8 protein-coding genes are annotated in these 15,221 nt (G+C 73.4%); 3 read left to right on the top strand and 5 right to left on the bottom strand.

All coding sequences use genetic code 11. The features are described from left to right. Positions 1-14: 14 nt before the first annotated feature. Complete coding sequence (locus IE274_RS26225; RefSeq protein WP_190118347.1) at positions 15-1,541, top strand: amino acid permease; 1,527 nt, start codon at positions 15-17, stop codon at positions 1,539-1,541. 96 nt (positions 1,542-1,637) lie between these two features. On the opposite strand, the gene IE274_RS26220 is transcribed toward IE274_RS26225, so the two are convergent. From IE274_RS26220 to IE274_RS26200, 5 genes are all read right to left on the bottom strand, one after another. Continuing rightward, entirely contained in the window at positions 1,638-4,835 is a 3,198-nt protein-coding gene (locus tag IE274_RS26220; protein ID WP_190118346.1) for a M20/M25/M40 family metallo-hydrolase, read from the bottom strand. A 223-nt stretch (positions 4,836-5,058) separates the two neighbouring features. Beyond that, complete coding sequence (locus IE274_RS26215) at positions 5,059-6,471, bottom strand: helix-turn-helix domain-containing protein (RefSeq protein ID WP_190118345.1); 1,413 nt, start codon at positions 6,469-6,471, stop codon at positions 5,059-5,061. 106 nt (positions 6,472-6,577) lie between these two features. Continuing rightward, on the bottom strand, positions 6,578-7,138 hold the full coding sequence (locus tag IE274_RS26210) for a GNAT family N-acetyltransferase (RefSeq protein ID WP_190118344.1): 561 nt from the start codon (positions 7,136-7,138) through the stop codon (positions 6,578-6,580). 10 nt (positions 7,139-7,148) lie between these two features. Beyond that, on the bottom strand, positions 7,149-7,880 hold the full coding sequence (locus IE274_RS26205) for an SDR family NAD(P)-dependent oxidoreductase (protein ID WP_190118343.1): 732 nt from the start codon (positions 7,878-7,880) through the stop codon (positions 7,149-7,151). 93 nt (positions 7,881-7,973) lie between these two features. Continuing rightward, positions 7,974-9,284 (bottom strand): radical SAM protein, encoded by a 1,311-nt coding sequence (locus IE274_RS26200; RefSeq protein ID WP_190118342.1) that lies wholly within the window; start codon positions 9,282-9,284, stop codon positions 7,974-7,976. 418 nt (positions 9,285-9,702) lie between these two features. Here IE274_RS26200 and IE274_RS26195 point away from each other — a divergent pair, with 418 nt between their 5' ends. Together IE274_RS26195 and IE274_RS26190 are read left to right on the top strand one after the other, a co-directional pair. Beyond that, a complete protein-coding gene (locus IE274_RS26195) occupies positions 9,703-11,088 on the top strand; it encodes a CAP domain-containing protein (protein WP_190118341.1) in 1,386 nt (461 codons plus the stop codon). Positions 11,089-11,404: 316 nt separating this feature from the next. Continuing rightward, complete coding sequence (locus tag IE274_RS26190) at positions 11,405-15,220, top strand: nSTAND1 domain-containing NTPase (RefSeq protein WP_229909814.1); 3,816 nt, start codon at positions 11,405-11,407, stop codon at positions 15,218-15,220. Position 15,221 lies beyond the last annotated feature (1 nt).

Raw genomic sequence — 15,221 nt, 5'->3', positions numbered from 1 at the left:
CCGGAGGTTCACCAGTGTCCCGCACGACCGTGTCGAGCTCCGTTCCGGCGCCAGCGCTCCCGGACGAGGAACAACGGCTCAGAGAGCTCGGCTATCAGCCCGTACTGGCCCGCCGCATGGGCGGGTTCGGCAACTTCGCCATCAGCTTCTCCGTCATATCCATCCTGTCCGGCTGCATGACGCTGTACGGGTTCGGCCTCGGCACCGGCGGCCCTGCGGTGATGATGTGGGGCTGGGCGGGCGTCGGTCTGATGGTGCTGTTCGTCGGTCTCGCGCTCGCGGAGGTGACCAGCGCCTACCCGACGTCGGGTGCCCTCTACTACATGGCGGACCGGCTCGGCGGGCGCCGCTGGGGCTGGTACACGGGGTGGCTGAACCTGCTCGGCCTGCTCGGCGCGATCGCCGGCATCGACTACGGCGCGGCCCTGTTCAGCGGCGCGCTCCTGAGCATGCACACGGACTTCACCCCGACGGCCGGTTCGACGTTCGTCATCTTCCTGTGCATCCTGCTGCTGCACGCGCTCCTGAACCTCTTCAACGTGCGGCTGGTCAGCCTCTTCAACTCCATCTCCGTGTGGTGGCACCTGGGCGGTGTCGCGGTGATCGTCGGCGTCCTCGCGATCGTCCCGGACCAGCACCAGTCGCCGTCGTTCGTCTTCGGCGAGTTCGTCAACGACACGGGCTGGTCCAGCCCGATGTACGTCGCCATGATCGGCCTGCTGCTCGCGCAGTACACGTTCTCCGGGTACGACGCGTCGGCGCACCTGTCGGAGGAGACCTCCAACGCCTCGGTGACGGCGGCCCGCGGCATCGTGCGCGCGATCTGGGTCTCCTGGATCGCCGGTTTCGTCCTGCTCGCGGGGCTCACCTTCGCGATCCAGGACTACGTCGGCACCCAGGAGAGCGCGACCGGCGTGCCCCCGGCGCAGATCTTCATCGACGGGCTCGGCACGTCCGGCGCCACCGCCCTGATGCTCATCGTGATCGTGGCGCAGCTCTTCTGCGGCAACGCCGAGACGGCGGCGGCGAGCCGCATGGTGTTCGCGTTCAGCCGTGACAACGCCCTGCCCGGCTCGAAGCTCTGGCGCAAGGTCAGCCCCAAGACGCAGACGCCGGTGCCCGCCGTGTGGCTCTCGGTGGGGCTCGCCGCCGTCATCGCGCTGCCGTCGCTGTACTCCAAGACGGCGTACGGCGCGGTCACGGCCATCAACGTCATCGGCATCACGCCCGCGTACGCGATCCCGGTCCTCCTTCGGCTGCGGGCGGGCGACCGCTTCCAGCCGGGGCCGTGGAACCTCGGCAGGTGGAGCAAGCCGGTCGGCTGGATCGCGGTGGTCTGGGTCGGCTTCGTGACCGTCCTGTTCTGCCTGCCGCAGGCGTCGCCGGTGAACGTCGAGTCGATGAACTACGCGTCGATCGCCCTCGCCGTCGTCCTGATCCTCGCCACCGTGTGGTGGTTCGTGGCGCGGCGCTCCTACAGCACGCCGTCCGCGTACGGCACCGACAAGGAACAGGCGGAGATCGCCGAGGACATCGTCTGACCGGGGCGGCCGGACGGTACGGCACCGGATGAAAGGGGCGGCCCACCGGGTGGACCGCCCCTTCACACTGTCAGGACCCCTGTCGGCCCAGGATGCTCAGATGGCCTCCCACAGGGCGGGGACGTTCGGGGGCTCCCAGCCCGGGTAGGCGGTGTGCCCCTGGATGCAGCGGTACCGGACGCCTTCGTACGTCACCACGTCACCGGCCGCGTAGGTCTCCCCCAGCTTCCAGGTGGTCTCGCCACCGCCGTCGCCGGGCACGGTGAGGGTGTAGGTGGTGGCGTGGCTGGTCTTCCCCGCACCCGTGAAGGTCAGGGTGTAGGTGCCCTGGGCCGTGCCCGCGGCGACCTCGACCGAGGCGGTCGCGGACTCGCCGGAGGTCACGGACTCCGGGCTGAGGGACACGCTGACGCCGGCCGGGGCGCCCGCGGCCGAAAGGGCCACCTTCTGCGGCTCACCGGCCGTGGTGGCGGTGGCGACGGTGACCTTGGCGGACGAGCCGGGCTCGATGGTGCCCGAGGACGGGTTGGCGGAGATCGAGAAGTCGTCCACCGGGGTGGGCGTGTCACCCACCGCCGTCTTCCAGATCGTGTACGCGACACCGTCCGCGCTGCGGTCCAGGGCGGTGGCGTTGATGTTGCCGGTGGTGTCGCAGGCGGAGTGGTAGCAGGAGTCGTAGGCGCGGCCCGCGGTGCCGCCCCACTTCGCGGCCTCCGCGGCGGACTTCGTGGCCGAGGCGCCGGTGGCGTAGCCGGAGGTGGCGATGCCGACCCGCTGGAAGGAGTAGTCGTCGGAGCGGCCCTGGCCCTCGACGTTCTCCTGCGGGGCGAGGTTGAGCGACGTCCAGAACTCCCGCATCGGTGCCGAGGCGGCGGAGTTCACGTTGTTGATGAAGTAGCCGGCGTTGGTCGAGCCGACCATGTCGAAGTTGTAGTACGCCTTGATCTTGGCGCGCTCGGCGGCGGAGAGGGTCCCGGCGTAGTAGTCCGAGCCGTTCAGGCCCTGCTCCTCGTCGGTCCACCAGGCGAAGCGGACCCGGTTCTTCATGGTCGGGTTGTTCTGCGCCAGGGCGAGGGCCGCCTCCAGGATGGTGCCGGAGCCGGAGCCGTTGTCGTTGATGCCGGGTCCCGCGGCCACGCCGTCGAGGTGCGCGCCGAACATGTAGACGTTGTTCGCGTCGCCGTGCGGCCACTCGGCGATCAGGTTGTTGCCCGCGCCCGCGGAGCAGCCGGAGGCGCAACTCTGCTCGGTGACGGTGTAACCGGCGGCCTGGAGCTTGCCCTTGACGTAGGCGAGCGAGGCCCGGTAGCCGGGTCCGGTGGACCGGCGGTTGCCGCCGTTCTGCGAGGCGATGGTGTTGAACTGGGTCAGGTGCTCGCGCACCTTGGCCACGTCGATGTCCGGCGGCTGCGTCGGATTGCCGCCGCCTCCGACCGTCAGCGTGTACTGGGCGGTGTGCGTCTTGGCGCCCGCGGTGCCGGTGACGGTGATCGGGTAGGTGCCGGCCGCGGTGGACTGCGAGGTGGTGACCTTCATGGTGGCGTCGGAGCCGGAGGTGACGGTCCCGGGGCTGAACGAGACGTCGACACCCGTCGGGGCGCCGGTCGCGGTCAGCGTGATCTGCTGGGCGCTGCCGGTGACGGTCGTCGTGTTGACCGTGGCGTTGGCCGTGGCGCCCGGGTCGACCTTGCCCGCGGACGGGTTGAGTCCGAGGGAGAAGTCGTTCTGCTGCCCGGTGCAGGTGGGGTCACCGCTCTGGGCGGGGATGCTGATGGCGTCCCAGGCCGCCTTGGTGGTCTCGAACAGGCCGCAGCTCGCGTCCAGGTTCTTCGCCGAGGTCAGGGTGGCGGTGCGGTAGCGCTTGTACGTCATGCCGCTGGTCTTGAGCAGCATGCCGCCGTAGAAGATCTTGCCGGCGTTCTGGATGCCCACGCCGGTCACGGTCTTCTGGTTGCAGGTGGGGCTGGTGGGCTTGCCGCCGCCGGGGTTGGAGCCCTCGGCGAGCAGATAGAACCAGTGGTTCATCGGGCCGGCGGCCTTGTGCTCCTCGGTGTTGGGGATCGACGAGTTGTAGCAGTTGGGGTCGTTGTTGATCCGGCTCGGGTCGTACATGTTGCGGATCGGGCCGCGGCCCTGGAGGTTGATCACTTCGCCGACGGTGAAGTCGGGGGTGTCGTACGGAGCGGACTGGTTGGCGTACGCCTCGGTCAGCGCGCCCATGATGTCGCCGGTCGCCTCGCCGAGGCCCCGCTCGTTGTTCGCCCCGCCCGGAGTGTTGGAGTCCAGGCCGTGGCCGAACTCGTGGGCGACCACGTCCATCCCCGCGATCCACTCGTTGGCCGAGTTGTGGCCGATGGTGACGGTGGAGCCGTCCCAGTAGGCGTTGAGCTCGTTGAGACCTACGCGCACCGGCCAGCTCCGGCCGTTGCCGTCGTGGCCGTTGCGGCCGAACCACTCCTTGAACATGTTCCACTGCTTCTGCGCCGCGAACATCACGTCGACGCAGCCGGTCTCCTTGCTCCTGGGGTCGCCGGTGCCCCAGTCGTCGGTGGCCTTGGTGAACACTCCGCCGCTGTAGTCCGAACACTGCAGGCCGGGGCGGGTGGTGTCGCGCAGCACGTAGTTGGTGCCCGAGCGGGACGTGTCGATGGTCAGCGGACTGGGGCCGTTCCACTTGCTGCGTCCGGTGCCCGCGCGCACGTCGTCGTAGGTGTCGACGACCTTGCCGGTGCGGGCGTTCACGAAGACGTGCAGCTTGCTGGGATCGCCCGCCTGGGTCCTGCCGGTCAGCACGGTCTCCCAGGCCAGCGTGGGGGTGTCGTCGGTGACCCGGACGACCAGGCGTCTGGAGTCGACCTTCTTGACCGACGCCAGTCTGGCCCGGCTGGTCCTGACCGCCTGGGCGGCCTTCACCTGCGCCTTGGTGGTGACCGAGATCCGCGCGTCGGTGGCGGCGTGGACGGACCGCACCCTGCCCTTTCCGTCGGCGAGGACCACGGCGTCGCCGCCCACCACCGGCAGTCCCCGGTAGGTGCGTTCGTAGGCGACGGAGTACAGGCCCTTGCCGAAGCGCGTGACCTGCTGCCGGTCGTACTGTTCCTCGGGCCCCTTGGCGAGTGCGTCCAGGCCGCTCTGCGCCGCCTGGTCGGCGGCGGCGACGGCCTTCGCGAGGGGGTCCGGCTTGCCCTCCGGGGGCGAGGTGCGCGCCGTGGCCGAGGCTAAGGTCGCCGGCGCCACCACCCCCCCGAGTACCAGGGCCAGGGTTATCCCGGCCGCTGCGGTCTTTCTGGGCATCTCGGCTCCTTGTGAGAGGTGTGGAAGCCCTGTTCAGCCGACGGGATCCGGACGCGGTGAACTCCGGTGCCCGGTACCGCTCCCGCCCTTTAACTGACCGTGACATGACACAAATAGGGCTGGCGGAACCCTCACACCCCGCCGGGTCGCGGTCAATGAATCCCGGCCGCCCGGCACGTCCTGGCAAGATCTGGCAAGTCCGGCCGCACGGACCGGCCCCGGCTCACCGGGGCGCGTCCCTGAGCCGCTCCCGGCGCTCCTGGACCTCCGGCAGGTCGCCCCAGCGCCCGGCGAGCCGGCTCCGCAGTCCGCGCAGCTCGGCGGCGATCATCAGTTCACGCGAGCGCATCGCCTCGGCGAGGACAGGCTGCGCCAGGGCGACCGCCGCGACCGGGTCACCGGCGCACGCCCAGCTGTCCGCGAGCCGCAGGGTGAGCAGCACGCGGGTGGTGCGCATCAGGGGCGGCAGGAGCACGCACGACTGCGCGGTGGCCTCGATCGCACGCCGGGCCGCGGCCCGGTCACCGGTCACCGCCGAGAGGTCGCGCAGCGCGCCGCCGATCGCGGACTCCAGGCGCAGCACGCCCTCGGCACCGGCGAGCCAGGGCGCCTCAAGGCGGTCCCGGTCGTCCAGGCGCGCGAACCTGCGCCGGGCCGTCGTGATGTGGCGCCTGCACTCGGCGGCGTCTTGGCGGAGCGCGTACGCCCGCGCCTGATAGAGGTCCCCGAGCAGCGCCATCCAGCGCCGCTTGGCGTCGACCGCGCCGATGGCCTCCGCGTACACGAGCGTCGAGGCGGCGTCGCCGTCGAGCCGGACCAGGGTGCACACGTCGCTCAGCAGGGTCGCCCGGGCCGACGCGTCCTGGGCGGCGTCCGCCCACCGCAGGCCCTGCCCGAACCAGGCCATGGCGACGCCGCTCTGCCCCCGCTCCATCCGCAGCCGCCCGGCGACCTGGGCGTACTGCGCGGCGAGCCGTAACTGCCCGTACGGCAGGCGGCCGGTGGAGTCGACCGCCTCGGCCCAGCGCACCACACCGCGCAGGAGTCGTTCCACGGTCGCCGCGCACGCGTCCGTCGGCCGGCCGAACGCCTCCCGGATCAGACAGGCGAGCACGGCGGTGAGGCCATGCAGCAGGTCGGACTCCGCACCGGCCGCCTCGCCCGCGCCGCCGAAGGGCCCGGTCGCCCCCTTGAGGAGGACCGCCGCCTCGCTCTGGTCGGGCACGGCGCACCCCACCGTGCCGTGCAGCGGGCAGGGCAGCCCCTCGGCCGGCAGCCGGGCGGGCCACGAGGGGAAGACCGGGGGCGCCTCGTCGCCGGGCGAGTCCGCTCCGGGGATCGGGGAGAACAGGGTGGGGGCCGTGAGGTTTTGGCCGGGTGCCCGGGGGGCCTGGCGCGGTGTGGCGAGGATCGCCGCGAGCCGGCCGCCGGTCTCCAGGACGACGTCGAGCCGGCACACCAGGCCGAAGGGCGGCTCCCGCAGCCCCCCTTCGAGCCTGCTGATGAAGGTGTGGTGGTACCCCACCCTCCTGCCGAGCTGCACCTGGGTCAGCCCGGCCCGTCGGCGGTGGCAGCGAAGCTGCCGCCCGAACTCGGCCCAACCCGGCTCAACCGTCTCCGACACGCCGACGGACATGACCCCTCCCCACCGGGCCGTGACCCCTCCCCATCGGGCCTGCACCCTGGGGGCAGTGTGGCACCTGAGGTTGGTACGTACCAATACCCTCAAATGCCAAATCCCCTTAAGGAGTGCGGTCGTTGAGGATCCGCTGGAAGAGGCGGTGGTCGCGCCAGGCACCGTTGATGTGGAGGTAGGCGCGGGCCAGGCCGTACTCCTCGAAGCCGCACTTGGCCAGGACGCGCTGCGAGGCCGTGTTGTCCAGGAGGGTGCCCGCCTCCACGCGGTGCAGGCCGAGGCGCTCGTCGGCGACGCGGCACACGGCGGTCGCGGCGGCGGTGGCGAGGCCGCGCCCGGCGTACGTGACGTCGATCCAGTAGCCCAGGTTGGCGCTGAGGAGCGGGGCGGGGGCGATGTGCGAGAGCGTGACGGCGCCCGCGACCTCTCCGGCGCCCTCGTCCCACAGCAGCCACGGCGCCACCAGTCCCGCCGCGCTCTTCTCCGCCTGGGCGCGCAGCCGCTCCGCCTGGCCCTCGGTGGTGTAGAAGGACTCGGGGCGCTCCGGGTCCCAGGGGCTGAGGTGGTCGCGGCTGCGGCGGACGGCGCGGGCCAGCACCTCGGCGTCGTCGAGGGACGCCGGGCGCAGCACGATGCCGTCGGTGAGCCGTTCGGTCCCCGTGGTCATGGACGTCGCCTCACATTCCGCCGGCGACGCGCAGGACCGCGCCCGTGGTGTACGAGGCGTCGTCCGACAGGAGCCACGCCACGGCGCCGGAGATCTCCTCGGGCCGTCCCGAGCGGCCCATCGGGATGCTGGCGGCGAGCTTCGCCGGGCGCTCGGGGTCCTCGTGGAACTCGGTCCAGATGACGCCCGGGGCCACGCAGTTGACGCGGATGCCGAGCGCGGCGACCTCCTTGGCGAGGCCGACGGTCATGGTGTCCGTGGCGGCCTTGGTGGCGGCGTAGTGGACGTACTGGCCGGGGCTGCCGAGGGTGGCCGCGCCGGACGAGATGTTCACGATCGCGCCGCCGCCGGTGCGGGTCATGTCCCGTACGGCGCGGCGGGCGCAGAGCAGATAGCCGAGGACGTTCACGTCGACGGCGCGGCGCATGCCCTCGGCGTCGGCCTCGGCGAGCGGGCCGTTCGGGCCGCTGACGCCCGCGTTGTTCACCAGGCCGGTGACGGTGCCGAGTGCGGTGGCGGCGGTCTCGAAGAGCCGGTCGACGTCCTTCTCGTCCGTCGTGTCCAGGCGGACCGCCACGCAGCGGCGACCGGTCGCGCGGACGGCCGCCGCCGTGCGCTCGGCGGCCTGCTCGTCCGAGCGGTAACCGACGGCGACGTCGTGACCGTCCCGCGCCAGGCGCAGGGCGATCGCGGCGCCGATGCCGCGGGTGCCGCCGGTGATGACGGTGACGTGCTGCTGCATGGGGCCTCCGGCCGGGTCTCGGGATGCGGGTGGGACTGTGTGCGGGCCGGTCGGCCTCCGGCCCCGTCCGTCAGCGCCGGACGGGCTCGGCCCCTACGCCGGGAGGCTGTCCATGAAGCTGCTCACCGAGAAGACGGCGTTGCCCGGTCCCGCGGGGCCGTAGCCGGGCGGCGAGGTCAGACCGAACTCCGCCATCGTGGCGCGGTACTCCTGGAGCAGGCGCACGTGGTACTCCAGGGGCGCGCCCAGCGGGTTGGCCTTGCCGAGCGGTGTCGTCGGCTCCGGGCACCAGGTGGTGAACCGGGGCGTGATGCCGTGCGCCATGAAGTAGCGCAGGCCCTCGACGGTGGAGTCGATGGCCTCGTCGACCGTCTTGAACCCGAAGGGCTCGGCCATCTCGACGCCCGCCACGAAGTTCGGGATGACGTTGCGCGGCCCGAACACCTCGGCGGAGTCGAGGATGCGGCGGTGCCACTCGTCGCGGCCGACGTAGCGCTCCTTGCCGGGGCAGTACCGCTCGAACAGGTACGGGTCCCACACCTCGTAGTTGGGGTGGTAGATCCGCACGCCGTAGTCGTGGAAGCGCTGCACGTCCGCCTTGGGCAGCGCCTGCGCGACGACCTTGCCGATCCAGCGGCCGGGGAAGCGCTCCTCGATGGCCTTCGCGTACTGGCCGTAGAAGTCGGCCTCGTCCTTGCCGCCGATCTGCGAGGTGACCGCGCCGCCGGTGAGGGTGTACGCCGTGGAGGTCTTCGCGGTGTCGTACTTGTCGATGATCTCCAGGGCCTCCAGGACCTCCTCCACGGGCTTGACGCCGGTGTAGGGGCGGCCCGCGGCCTTGTGCTGGCGCCAGTTGTGATTGATGTCGCAGTACTGGCACTCCTCCTTGGCGCCGAAGTACTGGCACACCCGGAAGACGGTCAGATAGACGAGGTAGCCCCACTGGATGGTCGGGGCGACCTCCATGACGGACTTGCCGTTCGCGAGCTTGTGCCGGTAGTAGTCCGGCATCGGGGGCAGGCCCACGTCGGAGATGCGCTGGCCGTCCAGGTAGAGGCCGAGCAGGCCGTCCGCGTCGGCGGCCACGCGGTACGGCGAGGACGGGTTCACCCGCACCGACACCACCGTGCGGCGCAGCTCGTAGGGGCCACCGGTGAGGACGATCTCCTCCGGCGGGCGGCGCAGCGCGGCCTCGCCCAGCTCGGGCAGGGTGCCGTGGTCGAAGGAGAAGATGAAGTACGACTTCGGCTTGATGTCGCCGGCGGCCTCGTCGGCGCTGTCGCTGAGCGCCGACGGGTCGAAGGCGATCCCGCCGCGCAGCAGGTCCTCCTTGATCACGGCCTCGCGCGGCACCTGGGAGTGCCGCTGCATGAGTCCTTCGATCAGCTCCGTACGCCTGGGCATGGGGCGGGCACCTCGGATCCTGTTGAGCTTTGGGGTTGTTTGTCCGGTTGCATCATGTTTCTCAGTCGCGCCCGGGATCACCGTGCGCGAGGTCCACGCTAATACCGGCGATTCCGGCGCCGAATCCGCCTCCGGTCCCGGGCACGCTCCGCCTCTGGTCCCGGGCACGCTCCGCCTCCGGTCCCGGTCGCGCCGGGCGCGTCTCCGCAGCGCGCGGGAGCGTTCGTGGGCCCGAGGTCGGATTCCGGGAACCCGGCCGCCCGGCCTGCACGTTCTCCAAGTCACCGCACGTGGTCACGGGGCCGCGGCGGACGGCCCGAACGGACGCGCGGGGGCGCTCATGGACAGGACACGCAGGGGCCGCTCATGACCAGGACGCGCAGGGGGCGCTCATGACCAGGACGCGCAGGGGGCGCTCATGAACGATCTCGTGGCGGGCGGCAATCTGCCGCTGCCGGACGGCACCCTCACGCTCCGCGTGCCCGGCCCCTTCGACCTGTCGGTGCTGATCACGGGCGACAGCGGCAAGGTCGCGGGCGACGCCGACTTCGTCTTCTACAACCAGCCCGCCGCGTCCGGGGCCCGCCTCGACGGCGACACGGTCACGGTCGACGCCCGCCGCCTGCGACCCGGCGCGAGCCGGGTCACCGTCGTCGTCAGCCCCGCCGAGCCCGGCACCCCGCTCGGGCGGCTGCCCGCGATAGCCCTCCAGGTCAGCGGCGCACGCGGCGAGACCGTCGCCCGCTTCACACCGCCGCGCGCGCACCACGAGACGGTGCTGCTGCTCGCCGAGATCTACCGCCGGGGCACCGGCTGGAAGCTGCGGGCGCTCGGTCAGGGGTACGCGGACGGGCTTGCGGGCGTGGCGCGGGACTTCGGCCTGGACGTGGCCGACGACACACCGCCGCCCCCTCCCGCCGTATCCCCGGCTCCCCCGACCCACACGGCTCCCCCAACCCACACGGCTCCCCCGGCCCACACGGCGCCCCGCCCCGGCCACCCCGCGCCCCACGCCCCACCACCCCCGCCGTCCGACCCCTTCCTCACCCTCGTCAACGCCGCCCGCGCCCGCGCCGGTGTCCCGCCCGTCCAGTCCGACCCGCGCCTCACCGAGGCCGCCCGCGCGCACGCCGCCGGGATGGCGGCGCGGGGCAGGCTCGGCTCCGAAGGCGCGGACGGCGTCTCGCTGCACCAACGCGTGACCTCGGGCGGCTACGCGTACCTGGCGATGGGCGAGCACCTGGTGTCGGGCCCGCGCACCCCGGCCGACTTCCTGGACTACTGCCTGGGCGACGACCGCTCCCGGCAGACGGTCCTGGAGCGGGCGTACTCCCACGTCGGGGTGGCACATGTCCCGCACGCACGCTCCGGCGACATCTTCTGGACGGCGCTGTGGGCCGAGCCGTACACCCCGCAGGGCCTGGCGAGGACGGCGGCCGACGTCCTGGCCCGCACCAACACCCACCGGGCGGCGGCCGGGCTGCGCCCCCTCGCCCCCGACCCGCGCCTGACCGCCGCCGCCCAGGCCCACAGCGCCGACATGATCGCCCGCGCCTTCTACTCCCACACCGCCCCGGACGGCAGCGAGCCCTGGCACCGCGCCGCCGCCGCGGGCAGCGCGCACCGCGCGGTCGGCGAGAACATCGCGTGCGGCCAGCGCTCGGCCGCCGAGGTCGTCGAGGGCTGGATGAACAGCCCCGGCCACCGCGCCAACATCCTCAAGCCCGCCTTCACCCACCTCGGCGTGGGCTTCGCGGGCGGCGGCGAGGCGGGGACGTACTGGACCCAGCTCTTCGGGGGTTAGAGCCGGTCCGACGGGGACGGGTTTCCGGTCGGCACCCGGCGCGCACAACCGGGGGCCGTCGCCCTTGACGGCCACCCGGCTGCGCGCCGAGGCCGGTGCGGCAGCGGATCGGCCCCCCGTAGAGCGGATCCCCTGAACCGCCGGCCCCCGGGGAGAGTCCAGCCGACGCCGGATTGTCCAGCAGCCCGCTGCCGCGCCCGTGGACAAAACCGGGCGCGTCCCCGCAGGTCGGGGATTGGCCGGGGAGCGGCTTTTGGGACGTGGGACGCCGTGGTCGGGTGGGCTCGCACACAGGGCCGATGGGGGTGGGCGCCGCATGGGACGTCAGGAGAAGCCGCTCGATCCGGGGGCGGGTCCGGTGCAGCGGTTCGCGTGCGCGCTGCGCGAACTGCGGCGGGGCGCGGGGACGCCGACGTACCGGACGATGGCACGGCGTACGGGCTTCTCGGTGACGGCGCTCGCCGCCGCGGCGTCCGGCGGCCGGCTGCCGTCCCCGGCCGTGCTCGCCGCGTACGTGCAGGCGTGCGGCGGCGACGTCGCCGAGTGGGAGCGGGCCCGGCGGGACGCCCACCGGGAGGAGAGCGCCCGGCCGTCCGACGAGGACGAGGACACCGCCGATCCGCCCTACCGGGGCCTCGCCCGCTTCGAGGTCGGCGACAGCGAACGGTTCTTCGGCCGCGAGCGGCTCACCGACGAGCTGATGCGCCTCGTCCGGGAGCACCGGCGCGTCGTCGTCTTCGGCCCCTCGGGCAGCGGCAAGTCGTCGCTGCTGCGGGCCGGTCTGATCCCCCGGCTGCGCGGCGGCGAGCACGGGCGTCCGGCCGTGATCCGGATCCTCACCCCCGGGGCGCGGCCGGTGCACGAGCACGGGGAACTGTTCGTCCCGGCCCCGGGGGCGGGTGAGACGTGGGTGGTCGTGGACCAGTTCGAGGAGGCGTTCACACTCTGCCGGGACCCGCGCGAGCGGGCCGCGTTCATCGATCTGCTGACCGCCCGCGACGGCGACGACGGGCTGCGGGTGGTGCTCGGGGCGCGGGCCGACTTCTACTCCCGCTGTCTGGAGCACGCGGGTCTCGCCGCGGTCGTACGGGAGGCGAGCCTGCCCATCGGCCCGATGACGCGGGCCGAACTGCGCGCGGCGATCGTCCGGCCCGCGACCGCGGCGGGCCTCGTCGTCGAACGGGCCCTCACCGCCCGGCTCGTCGAGGAGACCGCCGACGAACCGGGCGGCCTGCCGCTGCTCTCCCACGTCCTCCTGGAGACCTGGCGGCGCCGTCGCGGCCGCACCCTGACCCTGGACGCCCACCTCGCCGCGGGCGGGCTGCACGGCGCGATCGCCCAGACCGCCGAGCGCGTCCACACCGGCCTGTCCCCGGACCGGGCCGAGCTGGCCCGGCGCATCCTGCTGCGCCTGATCACCCCGGGCGAGGGCGCCCAGGACACCCGGCGTCCCGTCGACCGCGCCGAGATCGAGCACGGCGACCCCGCCGACACGGACGCGGTGATCGACCGCCTGGCCAGGGCGCGGCTGATCACGCTGGACGCCGGCTCCGTGGACCTGGCGCACGAGGCCCTGATCACGGCGTGGCCGCGGCTGCGCTCCTGGATCGAGGCCGACCGGGAACGCCTGGTGGCGCACCGCCGTCTGACCGAGGCCGCCGCGCTCTGGGAGGAGTTGGAGCGGGACGCCGGCGCCGTGTACCGGGGCACGCGGCTGAGCGCGGCCGAGGAGCGGTTCTGCGGGCCGGGCGGGCAGGACGACTTCACGGCCGCCGAGCGGGAGTTCCTGGCCGCGGGGCTCGCGGCGCGCGACGCCGAGCGCCGTGCCGCCGCCCGCCGGAACCGGTACGTCCGCTATTCCGCGATCGGCCTCGCCGTGCTGCTGCTCCTGGTCACCGGTGTCAGCGTGCTCGCCGTCGACCAGCGCGAGGACGCCGAGCGCGCCCGGCAGCACGCCACCTCCCGGCAGCTCGCCGCGCAGGCCGTCAGCCTGGCGCCGAGCCGCCCGGCCGTCGCGGGGCTGCTCGCCGTCGAGGCGTACCGTACGGAACCGACGCCCGAGGCCCGGGGCGCGCTCCTGACGATGTCCACCTTCCGGTACCACCAGGGGGAGCTCACCGGCCACGACGACGCCGTGTCCGAGGTGGCGTTCAGCCCGGACGGCACCCTCGCCTCCGTCAGCCGCGACCGGCGCGTCATCCTGTGGGATCCCCAACGGCGTACCCGCAAAGCCGTCCTGACAGGGCATCACACCTGGTTGCGCACGGTGGCGTTCAGCCCGGACGGCGGTGTCCTGGCCACCGGGGGCGACGACGGCAAGGTGCTGCTCTGGGACGCCGCTTCGCGCAAGCGCCTGTCGGTCCTGGGCGGTCATGCCGGACCGGTGAAGTCGCTGGCCTTCAGCCCGGACGGGGGCACGCTGGCGACGGCGGGGGTGGACGGCACGGTGGCCCTGTGGGACCTGGGGGACGGCCCGGACCGCACCGACGGCTCAGACCGCACCGACCAACCCCAGACGGCCCGGTTCCGCCCGGGCCAGGACCGCGCGGCCCACGACCGCCCGGCCCGAGCCCACCCCATCCGCAAGCGCGGCACCCTCCGAGGCCACACGGGCAGCGTCAACACCGTCGCCTTCAGCCCCGACGGCCGCACCGTCGCCACCGCCGGGGAGGACCGCAGGGCGATGCTCTGGGACCCGGCGAGCGCCAAGCGGCGCGCGGTGCTTGCGGGGCACAAGGACGCGGTGAAGGGCATCGCCTTCAGCCCGGACGGCCGCACCGTGGCCACGGCCTCCGGCGACCACTCGGTGATCCTGTGGCACGCCGCCCGCGGCACCCGCGCGGCCACCCTCACCGGCCACACCGGAGCCGTCCGTGCCCTCGCGTTCAGCCCCGACGGCAGGACTCTCGCCACGGCGGGGCTCGATCGCACCGTCGTGCTCTGGGACCCGCTGCGCCGCGCCCGTACGGCCACGCTGACCGGCCACGGCACGAACGTCTACAGCCTGGCGTTCGCCCCCGGCCCCCGGCCGCTGCTCGCGTCGAGCGGCGAGAACGGCGCCATCACCCTGTGGGACCCGTCGCGGACCGCCCTGTCCGGCCATCGCGACCGGGTCAACAAGGCCGTGTTCAGCCCCGACGGCCGCACCCTGGCCACGGCGAGCGACGACGGCACCGCCGTGCTGTGGGACCTGCGCCGCGGGACGCGCAAGGCGACGCTCAACGGCCGTACCGGGCCGGTCACTTCGGTGGCGTTCAGCCCGGACGGCCGCACCGTCGCCACCACCACGGGCACCGATGTGCACCCGCCCCGCGCGAAGGACTACACCCTCACCCTCTGGCGCGCGGCCGCCCCCGCCGAGCCGCTGGCCCGCCTCACCGGACACACCGACCGCGTCCTCGACGTCGCGTTCAGCCCCGACGGCCGCACGGTGGCCACCGCGGGCGCCGACGACACCGTCATGCTGTGGGACAGCACGCGCCGGACCCGTCTGGCCGTGCTGCCGCAGGGCGCCCGCAAGGGCCGGTCCCCGGCGCACGACCCGCTGGGCGCCGAGGCGAAGTGGGGTGTCTACGCGGTGGCGTTCAGCCCGGACGGCAGGACCCTCGCCTCGGCCGGGCACGACGGCACGGCCCTTCTGTGGGACGTGGCGACACGCACCCGTCGGCTCACCCTGGCCCGGCACACCGGTTCGCTGCGGGCGGTCGCGTTCAGCCCGGACGGCCGCACCCTGGCCACCGCCGCGCTGGACCGCAAGGTCATCCTGTGGGACACCGCCCGGGGCTCCCGCCGCGCCACCTTCACCGGCGACTCCTCCGGCCTCGCCGTGGCGTTCAGCCCCGACGGGCGCAGGCTGGCGGCGGCCAACGCCGACACCGCCGTCGTCCTGTGGGACCTGCCCGCGCGCCGCCAACTGGCCACCCTCACCGGCCACTCCCGGCAGGTGCGCAGCCTCGACTTCAGCCCCGGCGGCACCCGGCTCGCCTCGGCGGCCGTCGACGGCAGGGCGGTCCTGTGGAACACCGACGCCGAGCGCACCGCGGCCCAACTGTGCGCCACCCGCCCCCGCGAGCTGACCGAGCCGGAGCGGAACAGGTTCGCCGCCCAGTCCCGCCGCCACGCCTGCGGATAGC

This window comes from Streptomyces flavofungini (genome assembly GCF_014650815.1).
Classification (GTDB): domain Bacteria; phylum Actinomycetota; class Actinomycetes; order Streptomycetales; family Streptomycetaceae; genus Streptomyces; species Streptomyces flavofungini.
The sequence above is the reverse complement of the archived record's forward strand: the minus strand, read 5'-3'. Positions and strand labels throughout refer to the sequence as shown.